Annotated in this window: 14 protein-coding genes; 9 read left to right on the forward strand and 5 right to left on the reverse strand. The window is 64.9% G+C overall.

Annotation, left to right across the window (positions count from 1 at the left end; translation table 11 throughout):
• Positions 1-6: 6 nt before the first annotated feature.
• Positions 7-417, forward strand: coding sequence for a hypothetical protein (locus RY1_RS26575; protein WP_072807041.1), 411 nt, complete (start codon positions 7-9; stop codon positions 415-417).
• A 78-nt stretch (positions 418-495) separates the two neighbouring features.
• The gene (locus RY1_RS26580; protein WP_072807042.1) at positions 496-1,521 is read left to right on the forward strand and encodes a phosphotransferase family protein; all 1,026 of its coding nucleotides are present in this window, start codon (positions 496-498) and stop codon (positions 1,519-1,521) included.
• Here RY1_RS26580 and RY1_RS26585 read toward each other — a convergent pair.
• From RY1_RS26585 to RY1_RS26605, 5 genes are all read right to left on the reverse strand, one after another.
• Positions 1,518-1,982 (reverse strand): acyl-CoA thioesterase, encoded by a 465-nt coding sequence (locus RY1_RS26585; protein WP_072807043.1) that lies wholly within the window; start codon positions 1,980-1,982, stop codon positions 1,518-1,520. The two genes, RY1_RS26580 and RY1_RS26585, sit on opposite strands and share 4 nt — an antisense overlap.
• Positions 1,983-2,005: 23 nt before the next feature.
• Positions 2,006-3,211: a benzoate/H(+) symporter BenE family transporter gene (locus tag RY1_RS26590; RefSeq protein WP_072807044.1), complete on the reverse strand. Its 1,206-nt coding sequence runs from the start codon at positions 3,209-3,211 to the stop codon at positions 2,006-2,008.
• 30 nt (positions 3,212-3,241) lie between these two features.
• Entirely contained in the window at positions 3,242-4,060 is an 819-nt protein-coding gene (locus RY1_RS26595) for a shikimate 5-dehydrogenase (protein WP_072807045.1), read from the reverse strand.
• A 29-nt stretch (positions 4,061-4,089) separates the two neighbouring features.
• Positions 4,090-4,758 (reverse strand): HNH endonuclease family protein, encoded by a 669-nt coding sequence (locus RY1_RS26600; RefSeq protein ID WP_072807100.1) that lies wholly within the window; start codon positions 4,756-4,758, stop codon positions 4,090-4,092.
• A gap of 110 nt (positions 4,759-4,868) precedes the next feature.
• Positions 4,869-5,771, reverse strand: coding sequence for an NADP-dependent oxidoreductase (locus RY1_RS26605; RefSeq protein WP_072807046.1), 903 nt, complete (start codon positions 5,769-5,771; stop codon positions 4,869-4,871).
• Between the two features lie 187 nt (positions 5,772-5,958).
• Here RY1_RS26605 and RY1_RS26610 point away from each other — a divergent pair, with 187 nt between their 5' ends.
• The 7 genes from RY1_RS26610 (at position 5,959) to RY1_RS26640 (ending at position 15,024) form a co-directional block, all read left to right on the forward strand.
• Complete coding sequence (locus RY1_RS26610; RefSeq protein ID WP_072807047.1) at positions 5,959-8,781, forward strand: DEAD/DEAH box helicase; 2,823 nt, start codon at positions 5,959-5,961, stop codon at positions 8,779-8,781.
• Positions 8,781-9,533: an SWIM zinc finger family protein gene (locus tag RY1_RS26615; RefSeq protein ID WP_072807048.1), complete on the forward strand. Its 753-nt coding sequence runs from the start codon at positions 8,781-8,783 to the stop codon at positions 9,531-9,533. The genes RY1_RS26610 and RY1_RS26615 overlap by 1 nt, the downstream gene beginning before the upstream one ends.
• An 82-nt stretch (positions 9,534-9,615) precedes the next feature.
• Entirely contained in the window at positions 9,616-11,121 is a 1,506-nt protein-coding gene (locus tag RY1_RS26620; protein ID WP_072807049.1) for a CoA-acylating methylmalonate-semialdehyde dehydrogenase, read from the forward strand.
• A gap of 3 nt (positions 11,122-11,124) precedes the next feature.
• Positions 11,125-12,264, forward strand: coding sequence for an isobutyryl-CoA dehydrogenase (locus tag RY1_RS26625; protein ID WP_072807050.1), 1,140 nt, complete (start codon positions 11,125-11,127; stop codon positions 12,262-12,264).
• The gene (locus RY1_RS26630; protein WP_072807051.1) at positions 12,261-13,346 is read left to right on the forward strand and encodes an enoyl-CoA hydratase/isomerase family protein; all 1,086 of its coding nucleotides are present in this window, start codon (positions 12,261-12,263) and stop codon (positions 13,344-13,346) included. The genes RY1_RS26625 and RY1_RS26630 overlap by 4 nt, the downstream gene beginning before the upstream one ends.
• The gene (gene mmsB / locus RY1_RS26635; protein WP_072807052.1) at positions 13,343-14,251 is read left to right on the forward strand and encodes a 3-hydroxyisobutyrate dehydrogenase; all 909 of its coding nucleotides are present in this window, start codon (positions 13,343-13,345) and stop codon (positions 14,249-14,251) included. Before RY1_RS26630 ends, mmsB begins: the two co-directional genes overlap by 4 nt.
• Positions 14,248-15,024 (forward strand): enoyl-CoA hydratase, encoded by a 777-nt coding sequence (locus RY1_RS26640; RefSeq protein ID WP_072807053.1) that lies wholly within the window; start codon positions 14,248-14,250, stop codon positions 15,022-15,024. Before mmsB ends, RY1_RS26640 begins: the two co-directional genes overlap by 4 nt.
• Position 15,025 lies beyond the last annotated feature (1 nt).

The following is a 15,025-nucleotide window of genomic DNA, read 5'->3' on the forward strand; positions in this document are numbered from 1 at the left end:
GAAACCATGACTCTCGCAGACGCCTGCCCAGAAGTCCCCATCGAGGCTGCAGTACTCGATACCGCGCCTGTCGATACCGCATCTGCATCGTCGTCCGGCTCTGCATCGTCGTCGCTGTCGCACGGTCAACTCGACATGATGCGCGCGTTCTTCTGCTACGAATTCGAAGTTGCTCGTCTCGATCGCAGTTCGCTCCCCGAGGCCACCACCGAGGTAGTGGCGGAGTGGGTCGAAGCACTGGAGATGAGCGGACTCTTCGTACCCAGCGAACTGCGCACCATGTCGCAGGCGTGGCTCAGCGAGCCCGACGCCCTGGTGTCGCTCCTGGTCGGAGACGTGGACGAGATAGCGGCCCGACGGGAGACGGCGGACGCCGCCGACGCGTCGTCGACACCCTCGTACCTACGCGCCAGCTGATCCGACCCGAATCGCAGTGCGACCCACACCGAGTGGCCTACCATCCACTCGGTTGGATGCATGCGAGGAAGGGCGCGAATGTCGGCAGCTGGTCTGGACGAGTACTCCGTTTCCGAATGGATAGCGTCGCTGGGAATAGGAGCGGTGTCCCCGTTCACTTTCCAGCGGATCGGTAACGGCCAGTCGAATCTGACGTTCGCGGTCGGTGACGCCGGGGGCAGCAAATGGGTGCTGCGACGACCTCCGCTCGGAACGCTGCTTGCTTCCGCGCACGACGTGGTCCGTGAGTATCGAATTCTCTCCGCATTGCAGAACACGAGTGTTCCGGTCCCGAAGATGCTGGCGGTGACCGAAGATCCTGCGGTGTCGGACGCGCCGCTGGTGTTGATGAGCCACGTCGACGGAGTCGTGATCGACTCGGTCGCCACGGCGGACGCGCTCGGTGAGAGTCTGCGCCGCGCGGTGGGCCTGTCGTTGATCGGAGCACTGTCCGAGGTCCATCGAGTCGATCTGGGGAGTGTCGAACTCGTCGACCTGGCGAGTCACAAGCCGTATGCGCAGCGTCAGCTCAAGCGCTGGAGCACGCAGTGGGAGCGGTCGAAATCACGGGAGGTACCCGCGATCGACGCGCTGGGTAAGCGTCTTGCCGCACAGGTGCCCGAGCAGCAGGAGCTCTCGCTCGTGCACGGGGATTTTCATCTCAACAACGTCATCATCTCTCCTTCGGACGGCTCGATCGTGGCCGTCGTCGACTGGGAGTTGTGCACCCTGGGGGATCCGTTGGCGGATCTGGGCGGTCTGCTCGCGTACTGGCCGGAGGCGGGCGATTCCGTCGCCGGTCCCTTCATGGCATCGACGCTGCCGGGATTCCCGACGCGTGACGAGTTGGTGGCGGAATATGCCAGGAACACCAGGCGCGACGTGTCGTCGGCGGGGTACTGGGAGGTGCTGGCGCTGTGGAAGCTCTCGATCATCGCCGAGGGCGTCATGCGCCGCGCCGAGGCGGATGCGCGTAATCGTGCCGATGCCGGAGCGCCGACGACGTCGTTGATCGACGACATCGTTGCGCGTGCGATGTCGACGGCGGACGCGGTCGGCCTCTAGCTCGGAATGACGAGAGTTCGAGCGGCAACTTCGATTTCGGTCGGAATCGGGACCGGCCTGCGGGTTTCGGAGTCGACGTAGACGTGAACGAACCGTCCGGTCGCCGCCAACTCCAGTTCGTCGCGCTCGGATTCGCGGAACAGGGCCAGCGAGTAGACGATGCTGCGGTTGCCGAGTCGCTCGACCGACAACCCGACCTGCAGCCGGTCCGGGAACGACAGTTCGCGGTGGTACGTGCACGACGTCTCGGCGACAACGCCGATGGCGGGTAGCTCGCGGATGTCGACGCCGGTCGTGTCCATCAACCACCCGTTCACGGCTGTGTCGAAGTATGAGTAGTAGGTGACATTGTTGACGTGACCGTAGTGGTCGTTGTCGTCCCACCTGGTCGCCACGGGCCACAGGGCCCGGTAGTCGGCTGCCGTGTTGTGCTCGGCACGTTGGTCAGCGGAAGCGGTCATGACAACGAGCCTAGTGCGCCGTCTCACCCACGGTCGGCGCGTGTCGACCCCAGCGCCCATCTGATGGCCAACCCGACCAGAAGTGCCCAGAACGCCGAACCGATGCCGAGCACGGTCACACCGGAAGCTGCGATGAGGAAGGTCATCACCGCGGCCTCGCGGTCGTTCTCCGTCCGCAGCGCACTCGCGAGCGAGGATCCGAGCGTCGCCATCAGCGCAAGTCCCGCAACTGCCTCCACGACGCCTGCCGGGGCGGCGGCGACGAGGGTGGCGAGCGCCGCCGAGCACAGCGCGAGAACGAGATACGCCCAACCGGCGGTGTACGCCGCGATCCACCGACGCTTCGGATTCGGGTCCGCGGACGGCGCAGCGGCGAGCGCAGCGCTGATCGCCGCGAGATTGATCGCATGTCCGCCCGCCGTTGCACCGACGACAGTGCCGATGCCGGTCACCGCCATCGACGAGCGCCACGGTACGTCGTAGCCGAACGACTTCATGACCGCGACGCCCGGAATGTTCTGCGATGCCATCGTCACGATGTAGAGCGGCACCGAGATGCCGATCAAGGCCTGCCACGTCCAGTGCGGTGTTGTGAGATCGATGCGCGGAATCATGTCACCGGTGTTCAGCGAACCGTCCCCGCGGCCGAGCGACACGGCGATGACGACAGCGGCGACGCCGAAGGCCGCAGGTACGGCCCACCGCTTCGAGAATCGTTGCAGAACGAGCCAGGTTGCGACGACCGGGCCGACCGCGGCCGGGGCGTCGGCGAACGCGGTCACCGGGGCCAGACACAGGGGGAGAATCACGCCCGCGAGCATCGCCTGCGCCAGGGCGGTGGGGATCGATGCGATGAGCGCACCGAGTCGTGGCCACAATCCGGTGAGCAGTACCAGCAGCCCGACGACGAGGAACGCGCCCACTGCGGCGGGCCACCCTCCCGTGATCGCGCCGGTGCCTGCAAGCAGCGCCGCTCCCGGCGTCGACCAGGCCAGAGTGATGGGCCGACGGTAATGCCGCGACAGCCACAGGATGCCGAACGCCTGCGTGACGCACAGGGCCAGCAATCCGGAAGCGGCCTCGGTGGGTGTGGCCCCGACCGCGCGCAGTCCGGTCAATACCACCGCGAACGAGCTGGTGAATCCGACCAGCGCTGTGACGACTCCCGCACTGACGGGTTGAAATCGTGTGGAACTGTCCTCTGGTAGCGAGGTCGTCGGGTCGGGCACGAGAAACAATGATGCCCGACGCAGTGCGCACTAGCGCCGCGAGAACTCCGATGCACGCTGGATCTGCTCGTCGGTGGGCCGGACACCCGTGTACAGCACGAACTGCTCGGCTGCCTGTAGTGCGATGACCTCGGCGCCGGTGACGACGGGTTTGCCTGCCGCACGGGCCGCGGTGATCAACGGCGTCTCCGACGGCATGGCCACCACATCGAAGACCGCCTGCGCCGAGGAGATCTGCGCGTCGGAGTACGGGGACGCGTCGGCGTCGGGGCCGCCTGCCATTCCCACCGGCGTGACGTTGACCAGAAGGTCGGCCGAGACTGCCTCCGCGGACCACTCGTAGCCGTAGGTCGACGCCAGCGACCGGCCCGTGTCGGCGTTGCGTGCGACGACGGTTCCGCGAGTGAATCCCGAGTCGCGCAGCGCCGCAACAACTGCTTTGGCCATGCCGCCGCTGCCGGTGACTGCGACGGTGTAGTCGTTCGAGAACCCGGACGCGGACAGGAGATTCGCGACCGCCTGGTAGTCGGTGTTGTACGCATGCAGCACACCGTCGTCGTTGACGATGGTGTTGACCGACTCGATGGCGCTCGCCGAATCATGCATCACGTCGACCAACGCGATGACGTCCTCCTTGAACGGCATCGACACCGCGCACCCGCGGATACCGAGCGCACGGACTCCGCCGATCGCGGCAGGAAGGTCAGTCGTCGTGAAGGCCTTGTAGACGAAGTTGAGCCCCAGCTCGTCGTAGAGGTAATTGTGGAATCGGGTGCCGATGTTGCTCGGCCTGCCGGACAACGACATACAGAGTTGGGTTTCACGATCGAGGAAGCTACGCGAGAACATTGTCCGTACATTACGTCAGTGCAGTGTGCTCAGCATGTTTCCGAGACGGCGGACAGAGCGCGTTGGTCGGCCTGGGTGATCGGGAGTCGATACTGCGCCGCGACCGACAGGTACTTACCCGCGTAGTAGCAGTGGTAGGACTCGTTCGGTGGCAGCCAATGCGACGGCGTCTTGTCGCTCTTGGACTGGTTGTCGGATCCGTTGACGGCCATGAGATTGAAGTCGATGTCGTTTGCGAATCGAATGCGCTTCTCCGGCAGCCAGCCGTTGGCTCCCATGTCCCATGCCGCGGACAGCGGATAGATGTGGTCGATCTGAACCTTGCTCGCGTCGGACTTGCTGAACTGCATCACGGTGCCCGAATACGGGTCGGCAAGAGTGCCTTCGAGTACGACACAGTTGTGTGTGCCGGTCTTGAAGACCAGATCGGTCATGTCCTTGGCGAGCACGTTGTCCCTCGTGCCGCATCCGTCGTGACCGCCCGGTCCGTCGTAGTCGTCGGTCCACGCAGGCCCGAACACGCAACCCTGTCCGCTCTTGCATCCCCGCTCGTAACCGAGGGCGTCCGGCCTGGCGCCGACGACCTGAACCTGACCGAGCAACGTGTCCAACTGCGCACGCGTCGGGCTTCCGGGCGCAGGCGGGGGAGCGGAGAACCCGGGGATATCCGACGTATCGCAGGACCCGAAAGCGGACATAGCCAAGGTGACGACCAACAACAGCAGCGCGATACGCAGCTTTTTCACACACACCCAATCGTCGAGAATTCGTAGCTACCGGACGAGTGTGCCGTACGGGTCCGACACGGTCACCCGACCTCGACGACGACCTTGCCGCTCGCGTGGCCGGTTTCGACGAGTGCCAGCGCCTCGCCCGCGCGATCGAGGGGCAGCAGGTGATCGATGCGGGGCCGCAGAACTCCTGAGGCGACCAGCTCGGCGAGCCGCGTGAAGGCGTCGGTGCTGCGATCGCGAACCACCCCCGATCCGCCGAGCGTGCCGGCGAGCACCGGATCGGCAACGCTGACGATGGCCGCACCGGTCTTCACGCGCGCGGCTGCGGCCCGCAGCACCTCTCCGCCGACGAGGTCGAAGATGCCGTCGACGGTGTCGATCAGGTCGGCGAATCCCTCGCCGGATTCGACGAAAGTCGCGCCGAGGCTTTCCACCCAGTCCTTCTTCCCTGCACTGGCCACCCCGATGGTGTCGATGCCGTCGGCGTGCGCCAATTGCAGTGTCGACGAACCGACACCGCCGCCCGCACCGAGGACCAGGAGCCGGTCGTTCTTGCGCAGAGCCAAACTGTCCAGCGCGTCGTAGGCGGTACCCGCGGCGACGGGCAGAGTGGCGGCTTCGGCGAAGCTCACGCTGTCCGGCTTGTGTGCGGCACTCGACGCGTTCAGCACCGTGTACTGCGCGTAGCCGCCGTGACCGGATGCGGTCGCCCCGAATACCTCGTCTCCGACGACGAAACCGTCGACGTGGGTTCCTACCTGCACGATGGTTCCGGACACTTCACGCCCGAGTACCGCTGGCAGAGACGTCTGCACGGTGTCCTTGCGGTTGCCCGACCTGACCTTCCAGTCCGCGGGGTTCACTCCGGCCGCGTGTACTGCGACGAGCAGCTGTCCCTGCCCTGGGTCCGGGATCGGGATGTCGAGAAAATACTCGGTTTCGGGGCCACCGTACTCGCTGAATCCATACGCGATCATGCATCTACTGTGCCTCATTGTCCGTTTTCGAGGTAACCGGATGGGCACCGAGGTCCATTCCTTGCACCCTCGGGCGGGACACCGCGCGCACTCCGGCAGAAGTGGAGCGCCATGCCCACAGGGGGATTTTCGTGCCTGGTCGGATGCTCGCTCGATCGATGTCGCAACGCCCTGATTGGATGGAGCAATGCTGCACGGTCTCTGGTCTCCGAGCTCGGGGCTGATGCTGTGGGACGACGAGCTCTCCACCGGAGATGAACCGGAGCTACCCGCCGCGCATGCTCGGGCCTTGACCAGGGCTTTTCGTGCTCGCGCGACGGTCGCCTTCCCCGCGGCCGGTGGCGGCGCGACCACCGCGCAGATTCCGGCCATCGCGCTTGCTCCGACGGAGGCCGCAGAACTGTTGTTGAGGACGCCGGCGTCGCACGGAGCGATCTCGGGGGATTTGCGCTACCTCGGCCACGTCGCCAAGGGAATCGAGGCGTGGGCGAAGGCGGGGCGAGTGGTTCCGAAACTCTCGCTCGCCGACGGTCAGTGGTGGCCCCGCTGGACGCTCGTCGGCGGCGAGCGTCAACGTGCGTGGCTCAGCGAATTGGCCGTCGTCATGCCGCCGGCGCTGCGCTCGGAGGGCAGACCGAGGAGGATCGTCGAGAACGTCGTCGACGAGCTCACCGATCCGATCGTCAGATCGATTCTCGGCAAGCCCGATTCGGAGTTCCCGATGTGGGACGCGCTCGTCCTCGACGAACCGTATCTCGACGGCACGCAGCAGACGGCGACGCTGCTCGACACGTGGCGGTCGAGCCTGACCGTCGACGAACCGTCGCTCGTACTGCGCCTGCTCGAACCCGACGACGCCGACGATGCGATTGCGAACGATGTGATCGACGACGATGCATTCTGGACGCTGCAGGTGTGTCTGCGTTCGGACGGTGAAGCGCCGGTACCGGTTCCGATGAATCGCCGTGTCGACGCGGGCCTGCTCAGCACGGCCGTCCGCAAACTGGGTGATGCGGTCGCTGCCTACCCGAGGCTCCGTGATCTGCCGACGGACCCGGGCTCGCTGGACCTTCTGCTCCCGACGTCGGTGGTGATCGACCTCGTCGAACACGGTGCGACGGCGCTGAACTCGGCAGGTGTGACGGTCCTGCTTCCGCGTGCGTGGACGCGGCTCGATCCCTCGATGCGTCTGCGGGTCGACTCGCCCGGCGTCACCAAGGCCGCCGAGAACAGGGCTGTCGGAATGGACGAACTGGTCTCCTACGACTGGCAGTTGCAGCTGGGCGACATGGTGCTGACCGAGGCCGAGATGAGCCGACTCGCCGTGTCCAAGGGGGATCTGGTGCGCCTGCGTGGACAGTGGGTGATGGCCGACGGCAGCCAGCTGGCCCGCGCGGCGAAATATGTCGCCGAGCACCACGGTGACGGCACGCCGCTCGGCACGCTCGTGCGTGAGATGACCCTCGCCGAGCCGCCGCCTGCTCCCGTCGAGGAGATTCGGGCGACGGGATGGGCCGCGACGCTGTTGGAGCCGGGAGCCTCGCCCGAGCAGATCCCGTTGCCGGACGGCGTCGACGCGGTGCTGCGCCCGTACCAGCGCCGAGGGCTGGATTGGCTTGCGTTCATGAGCCGACTCGGGCTCGGCGCCGTGCTGGCCGACGACATGGGTCTCGGGAAGACACTGCAGGTTCTCGCGTTGTTGGCGCACGAGCGGAGTCCGAGGCCGACGCTTCTCGTCGCGCCGATGTCGGTCGTCGGGAACTGGCAGCGCGAGGCCGCCAAGTTCACTCCGGGTCTGCGCGTTCTGGTGCATCACGGGCCAGGGCGAGACCGGGGCGCAGACCTGGACAAGGCCATTGCCGAGCACGACCTGATCGTCACGACGTACGCCCTGATGTCCAAGGACCGCGCCCAGCTCGCCGAACAGACGTGGCGCCGGGTGGTACTCGACGAGGCGCAGCACATCAAGAATTCGGCGACCTCCCAGGCCAGGGCCGCGCTTGCCATTCCGGCCGAACACAAGTTGGCGCTGACGGGAACGCCCGTGGAGAACCGCCTCGACGAGCTGCGGTCGATCCTGGATTTCGCCAACCCGGGAATGCTGGGTCGAGCGACGGACTTCCGCAAGAGATTCTCGGTGCCGATCGAACGGGAACAGGACGAGGGCGCGGTCACACGGTTGCGCGCGATCACCTCTCCGTTCATTCTGCGACGCGTCAAGACCGATCCGACGGTAATCTCCGATCTGCCGGAGAAGAACGAGATGACGGTGCGGTCGAACCTGACGGCCGAGCAGGCTGCGCTGTACCGGGCGGTCGTCGACGAGATGTTGGCGCAGATCGCCGACAAGAAGGGCATGAAACGCAAGGGCGCGGTGCTCTCTGCGCTGACGCGGCTCAAGCAGGTGTGCAACCATCCCGCTCACTTCCTGTCCGACGGTTCGCCGGTGCTCAGGCGTGGTCAGCATCGCTCGGGGAAGATCGGGCTCGTGGAGGACATTCTCGACTCGGTGCTCGGCGACAACGAGAAAGCGTTGCTGTTCACACAGTTCCGTGAGTTCGGTGAGATCGTCGCGCCGTACTTCGCCGAACGCTTCGGAACCGAGATCCCGTTCCTGCACGGGGGTGTGAGCAAGACCGGGCGTGATCGCATGGTCGAGCGGTTCCAGAGCGAGGACGGACCGCCGATCATGATGCTCTCGCTCAAAGCGGGCGGTACCGGACTGAACTTGACCGCTGCCAACCACGTCGTGCATCTGGATCGGTGGTGGAACCCGGCGGTGGAGAATCAGGCGACCGACCGGGCATTCCGGATCGGCCAGCGCAAGAACGTTCAGGTTCGAAAACTGCTGTGCGTGGGGACCGTCGAAGAGCGGATCGACGGCATCCTGGAGTCCAAGCGGGACCTCGCCGATCTGGCCGTCGGGGCAGGGGAGAACTGGGTCACGGAGATGAACACGGCCGAGCTGCGGGAGCTGTTCCGCCTCGGTGAGGACGCGGTGGGTGAGTGATGGCCGACTTCAGTCAGTACGGTAAGCGTCGAAAAGTGAAGGGCGGTATCGAGTCTCGGAACAAGCGCGGGGCTTTCGGGCAGACCTGGTGGGGTCGACATTTCGTGACGGCGATGGAAGAACTCGCCGACCCCGGACGGATTGCGCGCGGCAGAACGTACGCCCGTGGTGGTCAGGTGCTCAATCTCGGTATCGAGCGAGGGCAGATCTACGGCGAGGTGCAGGGCAGCCAGCTCGAACCGTTCTCGGCGTCGGTCACGGTCGACCCGCTGTCGAAGGGTGAGGTCGCAGCGCTCATCGAGCGTGTCACCTCCAATCCGGGCATGCTCGCCGAGCTCGCGTCCAACGCGATTCCGCAGGCATTGGCGTCGACGCTGCTGCCTCATGACAAGGGGCAACTCGATTTCGACTGCTCGTGCCCTGACGACGGGTGGCCGTGCAAGCATGCGGCTGCGCTCATGTACATCGCGGCCGAGCACATCGACGCGTCCGCGGCGACGATCCTCACCCTGCGCGGGGTGGATCTCGATCAGCTGATCGAGGGGGTCGGCGAAGCCGAGGTGGATCTCGATCGGGACGACTGGTTCGGTGACGAGATGCCGTTGCCGAATCTTCCCAAGCCCACCTTCGCGGCAGCCGTCGACGATCTCGATCCGATGGTGCTACGGCGGGCGTTGAGGTCGACCGGCGCCGAGGAGGCCGAGGTCAAGCAGGCTGTGGCCGATCTGGTCGGCTTCTACCACCGGCTGTGAGCGAGGGGCGGCCGTAGACATGCATGGATGTCCGACTATAGGATGAGCACACTTCACCCCTGCATCTGTTAGGACGGATCACATGGCTCGCGAACTCACGCATTTCATCGGCGGAAAGCACGTTCCCGGAGAGTCGGGCAACTTCGGCGACGTCTTCGACCCCAACACCGGTGAGGTGCAGGCGCTCGTGCCGCTGGCCAGCGACGCAGAGGTCGAGGCCGCCATCGCCGACGCCGAGCAGGCGCAGGTCGAGTGGGCCCGCTGGAACCCGCAGCGCCGCGCCCGCGTGCTGATGAAGTTCCTGCAGCTGATCAACCGCGACATGGACGAGCTCGCGCGCCTGCTGTCGAGTGAGCACGGCAAGACCATCGCCGACGCCAAGGGTGACATTCAGCGCGGCCTCGAGGTCGTCGAGTTCGCCGTCGGCATCCCGCACCTGCTCAAGGGTGAGTACACCGAGGGTGCGGGCGGCGGCATCGACGTCTTCTCGATGCGTCAGCCTCTCGGCGTCGTCGCGGGCATCACACCGTTCAACTTCCCGGCGATGATCCCGCTGTGGAAGGCAGGGCCCGCCATCGCCACCGGCAACGCGTTCATCCTCAAGCCGTCCGAGCGTGACCCGTCGGTGCCGCTCAAGCTGGCCGAGCTCTTCCTCGAAGCAGGTCTGCCCCCAGGTGTCTTCAACGTCGTCAACGGTGGCAAGAACGCCGTCGACGTGCTGCTGAACGACGACCGTGTCAAGGCCATCGGCTTCGTCGGCTCCACCCCGATCGCGCAGTACATCTACGAGACCGCCGCCAAGAACGGCAAGCGCGCGCAGTGCTTCGGCGGGGCCAAGAACCACGCCCTCGTCATGCCCGACGCCGATCTGGATCAGGTTGCCGACGCCCTGCTCGGTGCTGCATACGGCTCCGCGGGCGAGCGCTGCATGGCCATCTCCGTCGCCGTCCCCGTCGGCGAAGAGACCGCGGATGCGCTGGTAGCCAAGCTGAAGGAACGCGTCGCGACTCTCAAGATCGGCCGCTCCGACGACGAGAACGCCGATTTCGGCCCGCTCGTCGGCAGCGATGCTTTGAAGCGAGTCAACGACTACACCCAGATCGGTATCGACGAGGGCGCCGAGCTCGTCGTCGACGGCCGTGACTTCGTTCTCGAAGGCCACGAGAACGGATTCTTCGCAGGCGCAACGCTGTTCGACAAGGTCACCACGGACATGCGCATCTACAAGGAAGAGATCTTCGGCCCGGTTCTGATCGTCGTGCGCGCCAAGGACTACGAGGATGCGCTTCGTCTGCCCTCCGAGCACGAGTACGGCAACGGCGTCTCGATCTTCACGCGCGACGGCGACACCGCCCGCGATTTCACCACGCGCGTCCAGGTCGGCATGGTCGGCGTCAACGTTCCGATCCCGGTTCCGATCGCCTACCACACGTTCGGTGGCTGGAAGCGTTCCGGATTCGGCGATCTCAACCAGCACGGACCGGACTCGGTGCGCTTCTACACCAAGACCAAGACCGTCACGCAGCGTTGGCCGTCGGGCACCAAAGAGCAGGCGTCCAATCACTTCGTCATCCCCAACATGGACTGACGCATGTTCACCTTGACCGAAGACGAACGCGCGATCAACGAGACGGCCAGGGACTTCGCAGACGAATTCCTGGCCCCCGACGCCGTCGAGTGGGATCAGACCAAGCACTTCCCGGTAGATGTACTGCGTAAGGCTGCAGGGCTGGGAATGGGCGGAATCTACATCGGCGAGGATGTGGGCGGATCCGGCCTGACCAGGCTGGATTCCGTACGGATCTTCGAGCAGCTCGCGACGGGAGATCCGTCCATCGCGGCATACATCTCGATTCACAACATGATGACCTGGATGATCGACACGTACGGCACCGACGAGCAGCGGCGCCAGTGGGTTCCCGGACTGTGCTCGATGGATCAGCTGGGCAGCTACTGCCTCACCGAGCCGGGTGCGGGTTCCGACGCGGGTGCGCTCAGCACCAAGGCAGTACGTGACGGTGACGACTACGTGCTCAACGGAGTCAAGCAGTTCATCTCCGGTGCGGGAGCGGCCGATGTGTACGTCGTCATGGTGCGCACGGGTCAGCCAGGGCCGAAGGGCATCACGGCGATGATCGTGCCCAAGGACTCGGCAGGACTGTCGTTCGGCGCCAACGAGAAGAAGATGGGCTGGAACGCGCAGCCCACCCGTCAGGTCATTTTCGAGGACGTTCGTGTTCCAGCGGCGAACGTGCTCGGCAACGAGGGCGACGGCTTCCGAATCGCCATGAACGGGCTCAACGGCGGCAGGCTCAACATCGCCGCGTGTTCCATCGGCGGCGCACAGAGTGCGCTCGACAAGGCGATTGCCTACCTGCTCGAGCGCAAGGCTTTCGGTGCACGTCTGCTCGATTCGCAGGCACTGCAATTCCGTCTGGCGGACATGAAGACCGAGCTGGAGGCGGCACGCACCATGTTGTGGCGTGCCGCAGAAGCCCTGCAGAACAATGCGCCCGACAAGGTCGAACTGTGCGCGATGGCAAAGCGATTCGCCACCGACACCGGCTTCGAGGTCGCCAACAACGCTCTACAACTGCTCGGTGGTTACGGGTATCTTGCCGAGTACGGTGTCGAGAAGATCGTTCGCGATCTCCGCGTGCACCAGATCCTCGAAGGAACCAACGAGATCATGCGAGTCGTGGTGGCTCGCTCGATAGTGGGAGCGGCATGACCGAAGCAGCTGAACCAGAAGTGCTGTTCGAGGTTCGGGGAGGGGTCGGCCGGATCACGCTGAACCGGCCCAAAGCGATCAACGCACTCAATCATGCGATGGTGCAGCAGATTGCGCCGAAGCTCGTCGAATGGGCTTCCGACGACGCGATCGATCTGGTGCTTCTCGTCGGTGCCGGTGAGCGCGGATTGTGCGCAGGCGGCGACATCGTCTCGATCTATCACGACGCCAAAGAGGGCGGGTCGGGATCGAAGGACTTCTGGCGCGAGGAGTACATCCTCAACGCCGCCATCGCGCGGTTCTCCAAGCCCTACGTCGCCATCATGGACGGTGTCGTCATGGGCGGCGGTGTCGGACTGTCGGCGCATGCCAACACGCGCATCGTGACCGAGCGGTCCAAGATCGCGATGCCTGAGGTCGGGATCGGGTTCATTCCCGACGTCGGCGGCACGTACCTGCTCTCCCGCGCGCCAGGCGAGTTGGGCACCCATCTCGGCCTCACCACGGCACGGATGGATGCAGGCGACGCGATTGCCGCCGGTTTCGCCGACCACTTCGTACCGTCGGCGAATCTCGAGAAGTTCTACGACGCACTCGGCAGCGGATCGTTGTCGGATGCGTTGAGTGAATTCACGACGGATGCGCCGGATTCGGCTCTGGGTGCGGCGAGAGACTGGATCGACCGGTATTACGCCGCCGACACCGTCGAAGAAATTCTCGAGGGACTGCGGGGCAGTGGAATTGCCGAAGCGGAGAAGGCTGCGTCGGACATCGAGTCCAAGTCGCCGGTCTCGCTCAAGGTGACCCTGGCATCGCTGCGCCGTGCCGCGGAGGCGTCGTCGCTCGAGGCTGTTCTGAACGAGGAATACCGAGTCTCGCTCGCCTCTCTCGAATCGCACGACCTCGTCGAGGGGATCCGTGCGCAGGTGGTCGAAAAGGATCGAAATCCGAAGTGGTCGCCTGCCACGTTGGCGGACGTCACGCAGGCCGACGTGGATCGGTACTTCGCATCGGTGGGTAGCGCAGAACTCGGGCTGGAAGCAGAGCCCGCGGAACCAAACGGACTGGAGAAGAACGCATGAGCGAGAAGATAATCGGGTTCGTGGGCCTGGGCCACATGGGCGGCCCGATGGCGGCGAATCTCGTCACGGCCGGGTACACGGTGCAGGGCTTCGACCTCGTCGAGGCCGCATTGACGCAGGCGAGGGCCGACGGCGTCACGGTTGTCGACTCTGCTGTCGCCGCAGTGGCGGACGCGGACATCGTCATCACGATGCTCCCCAACGGACGCCTCGTTCTCGGTCTCTACGACGATCTGCTGGCTGCTGCGGCACCGGGGACGCTCTTCATCGATTCGTCGACCATCGACGTCGCCGACGCTCATGCCGCACACAAGAAGGTGGCCGAGGCCGGTCATCGCAGTCTCGACGCGCCGGTCTCCGGTGGTGTCGGAGGAGCGGCCGCCGGAACACTGACGTTCATGGTCGGTGGATCGGAAGAAGATTTCGCCTCCGCTGCAGCAGTTCTCGATGTGATGGGCCGCAAGGTCGTGCACTGCGGGCCGGCAGGCAACGGACAGGCCGCGAAGATCTGCAACAACATGATTCTCGGTGTATCGATGATCGCGATCAGCGAGGCTTTCGTGCTCGGTGAGAAGCTGGGCCTGAGCAACCAGGCGCTGTACGACGTGTCCTCGACGGCATCGGGCCAGTGCTGGGCGCTCACGACCAATTGTCCTGTGCCAGGACCGGTTCCCACCTCGCCCGCGAACAACGACTACAAGCCGGGCTTCGCGGCGGCGTTGATGGACAAGGACCTCGGACTCGCCGCGAACGCGTTGCGCGACAACGGTGTCGAAGGAATTCTCGGTCTGCAGGCTGCCGAGATCTACTCACGATTCAAGGAGACTTCCGGCGGCGGTGTCGATGTCGATTTCTCGGGCATCATCAACGACATCCGTGAGCGTTCCACTGGAGCTGGCGCATGAGCACCTACGAGACCATACTGCTCGAGCGTCGTGGCCGGGTCGGTATCATCACCTTGAACCGACCGAAGGCGCTCAACGCGTTGAACTCGCAGTTGATGCGCGAGGTGGTGTCCGTCGTCGAGGAACTCGACAACGACGACGCGATCGGCGCCATCCTGATCACCGGTTCGGAGAAGGCATTCGCGGCCGGCGCGGACATCAAGGAGATGCAGCCGAAGTCGTACATGGACGTCTACCTCGACGATTTCTTCACTGCCTGGGATCGACTGGCTGCTGCCAGAACACCCATCGTGGCAGCGGTGTCGGGGTACGCACTCGGTGGTGGCTGCGAACTGGCGATGCTGTGTGACGTGCTGATCGCGTCGGACACGGCAGTGTTCGGTCAGCCGGAGATCAAACTCGGTGTCATCCCCGGAATCGGTGGGTCCCAGCGACTCACACGCGCCGTCGGCAAGGCCAAGGCCATGGAAATGGTGCTGACCGGTCGGAACATGAAGGTCGAAGAGGCCGAACGTGCAGGTCTGGTCTCCCGCATCGTGCCTGTCGCCGATCTGCTCGACGACGCCGTCGCCACGGCGACGACGATCGCCGAGATGTCGCTTCCGATCGCACTGATGGCGAAGGATGCCGTCAACCGTTCGTTCGAATCCTCACTGGCAGAGGGTGTCCGGTTCGAGAGGCGGCTGTTTCACTCGACGTTCGCCACCGAGGATCAGAAGGAAGGCATGAGCGCGTTCATCGAGAAGCGCAAAGCCACTTTCGCCCACCGCTGAG

Source organism: Rhodococcus yunnanensis NBRC 103083 (assembly GCF_001895005.1).
Classification (GTDB): Bacteria; Actinomycetota; Actinomycetes; order Mycobacteriales; family Mycobacteriaceae; genus Rhodococcoides; species Rhodococcoides yunnanense.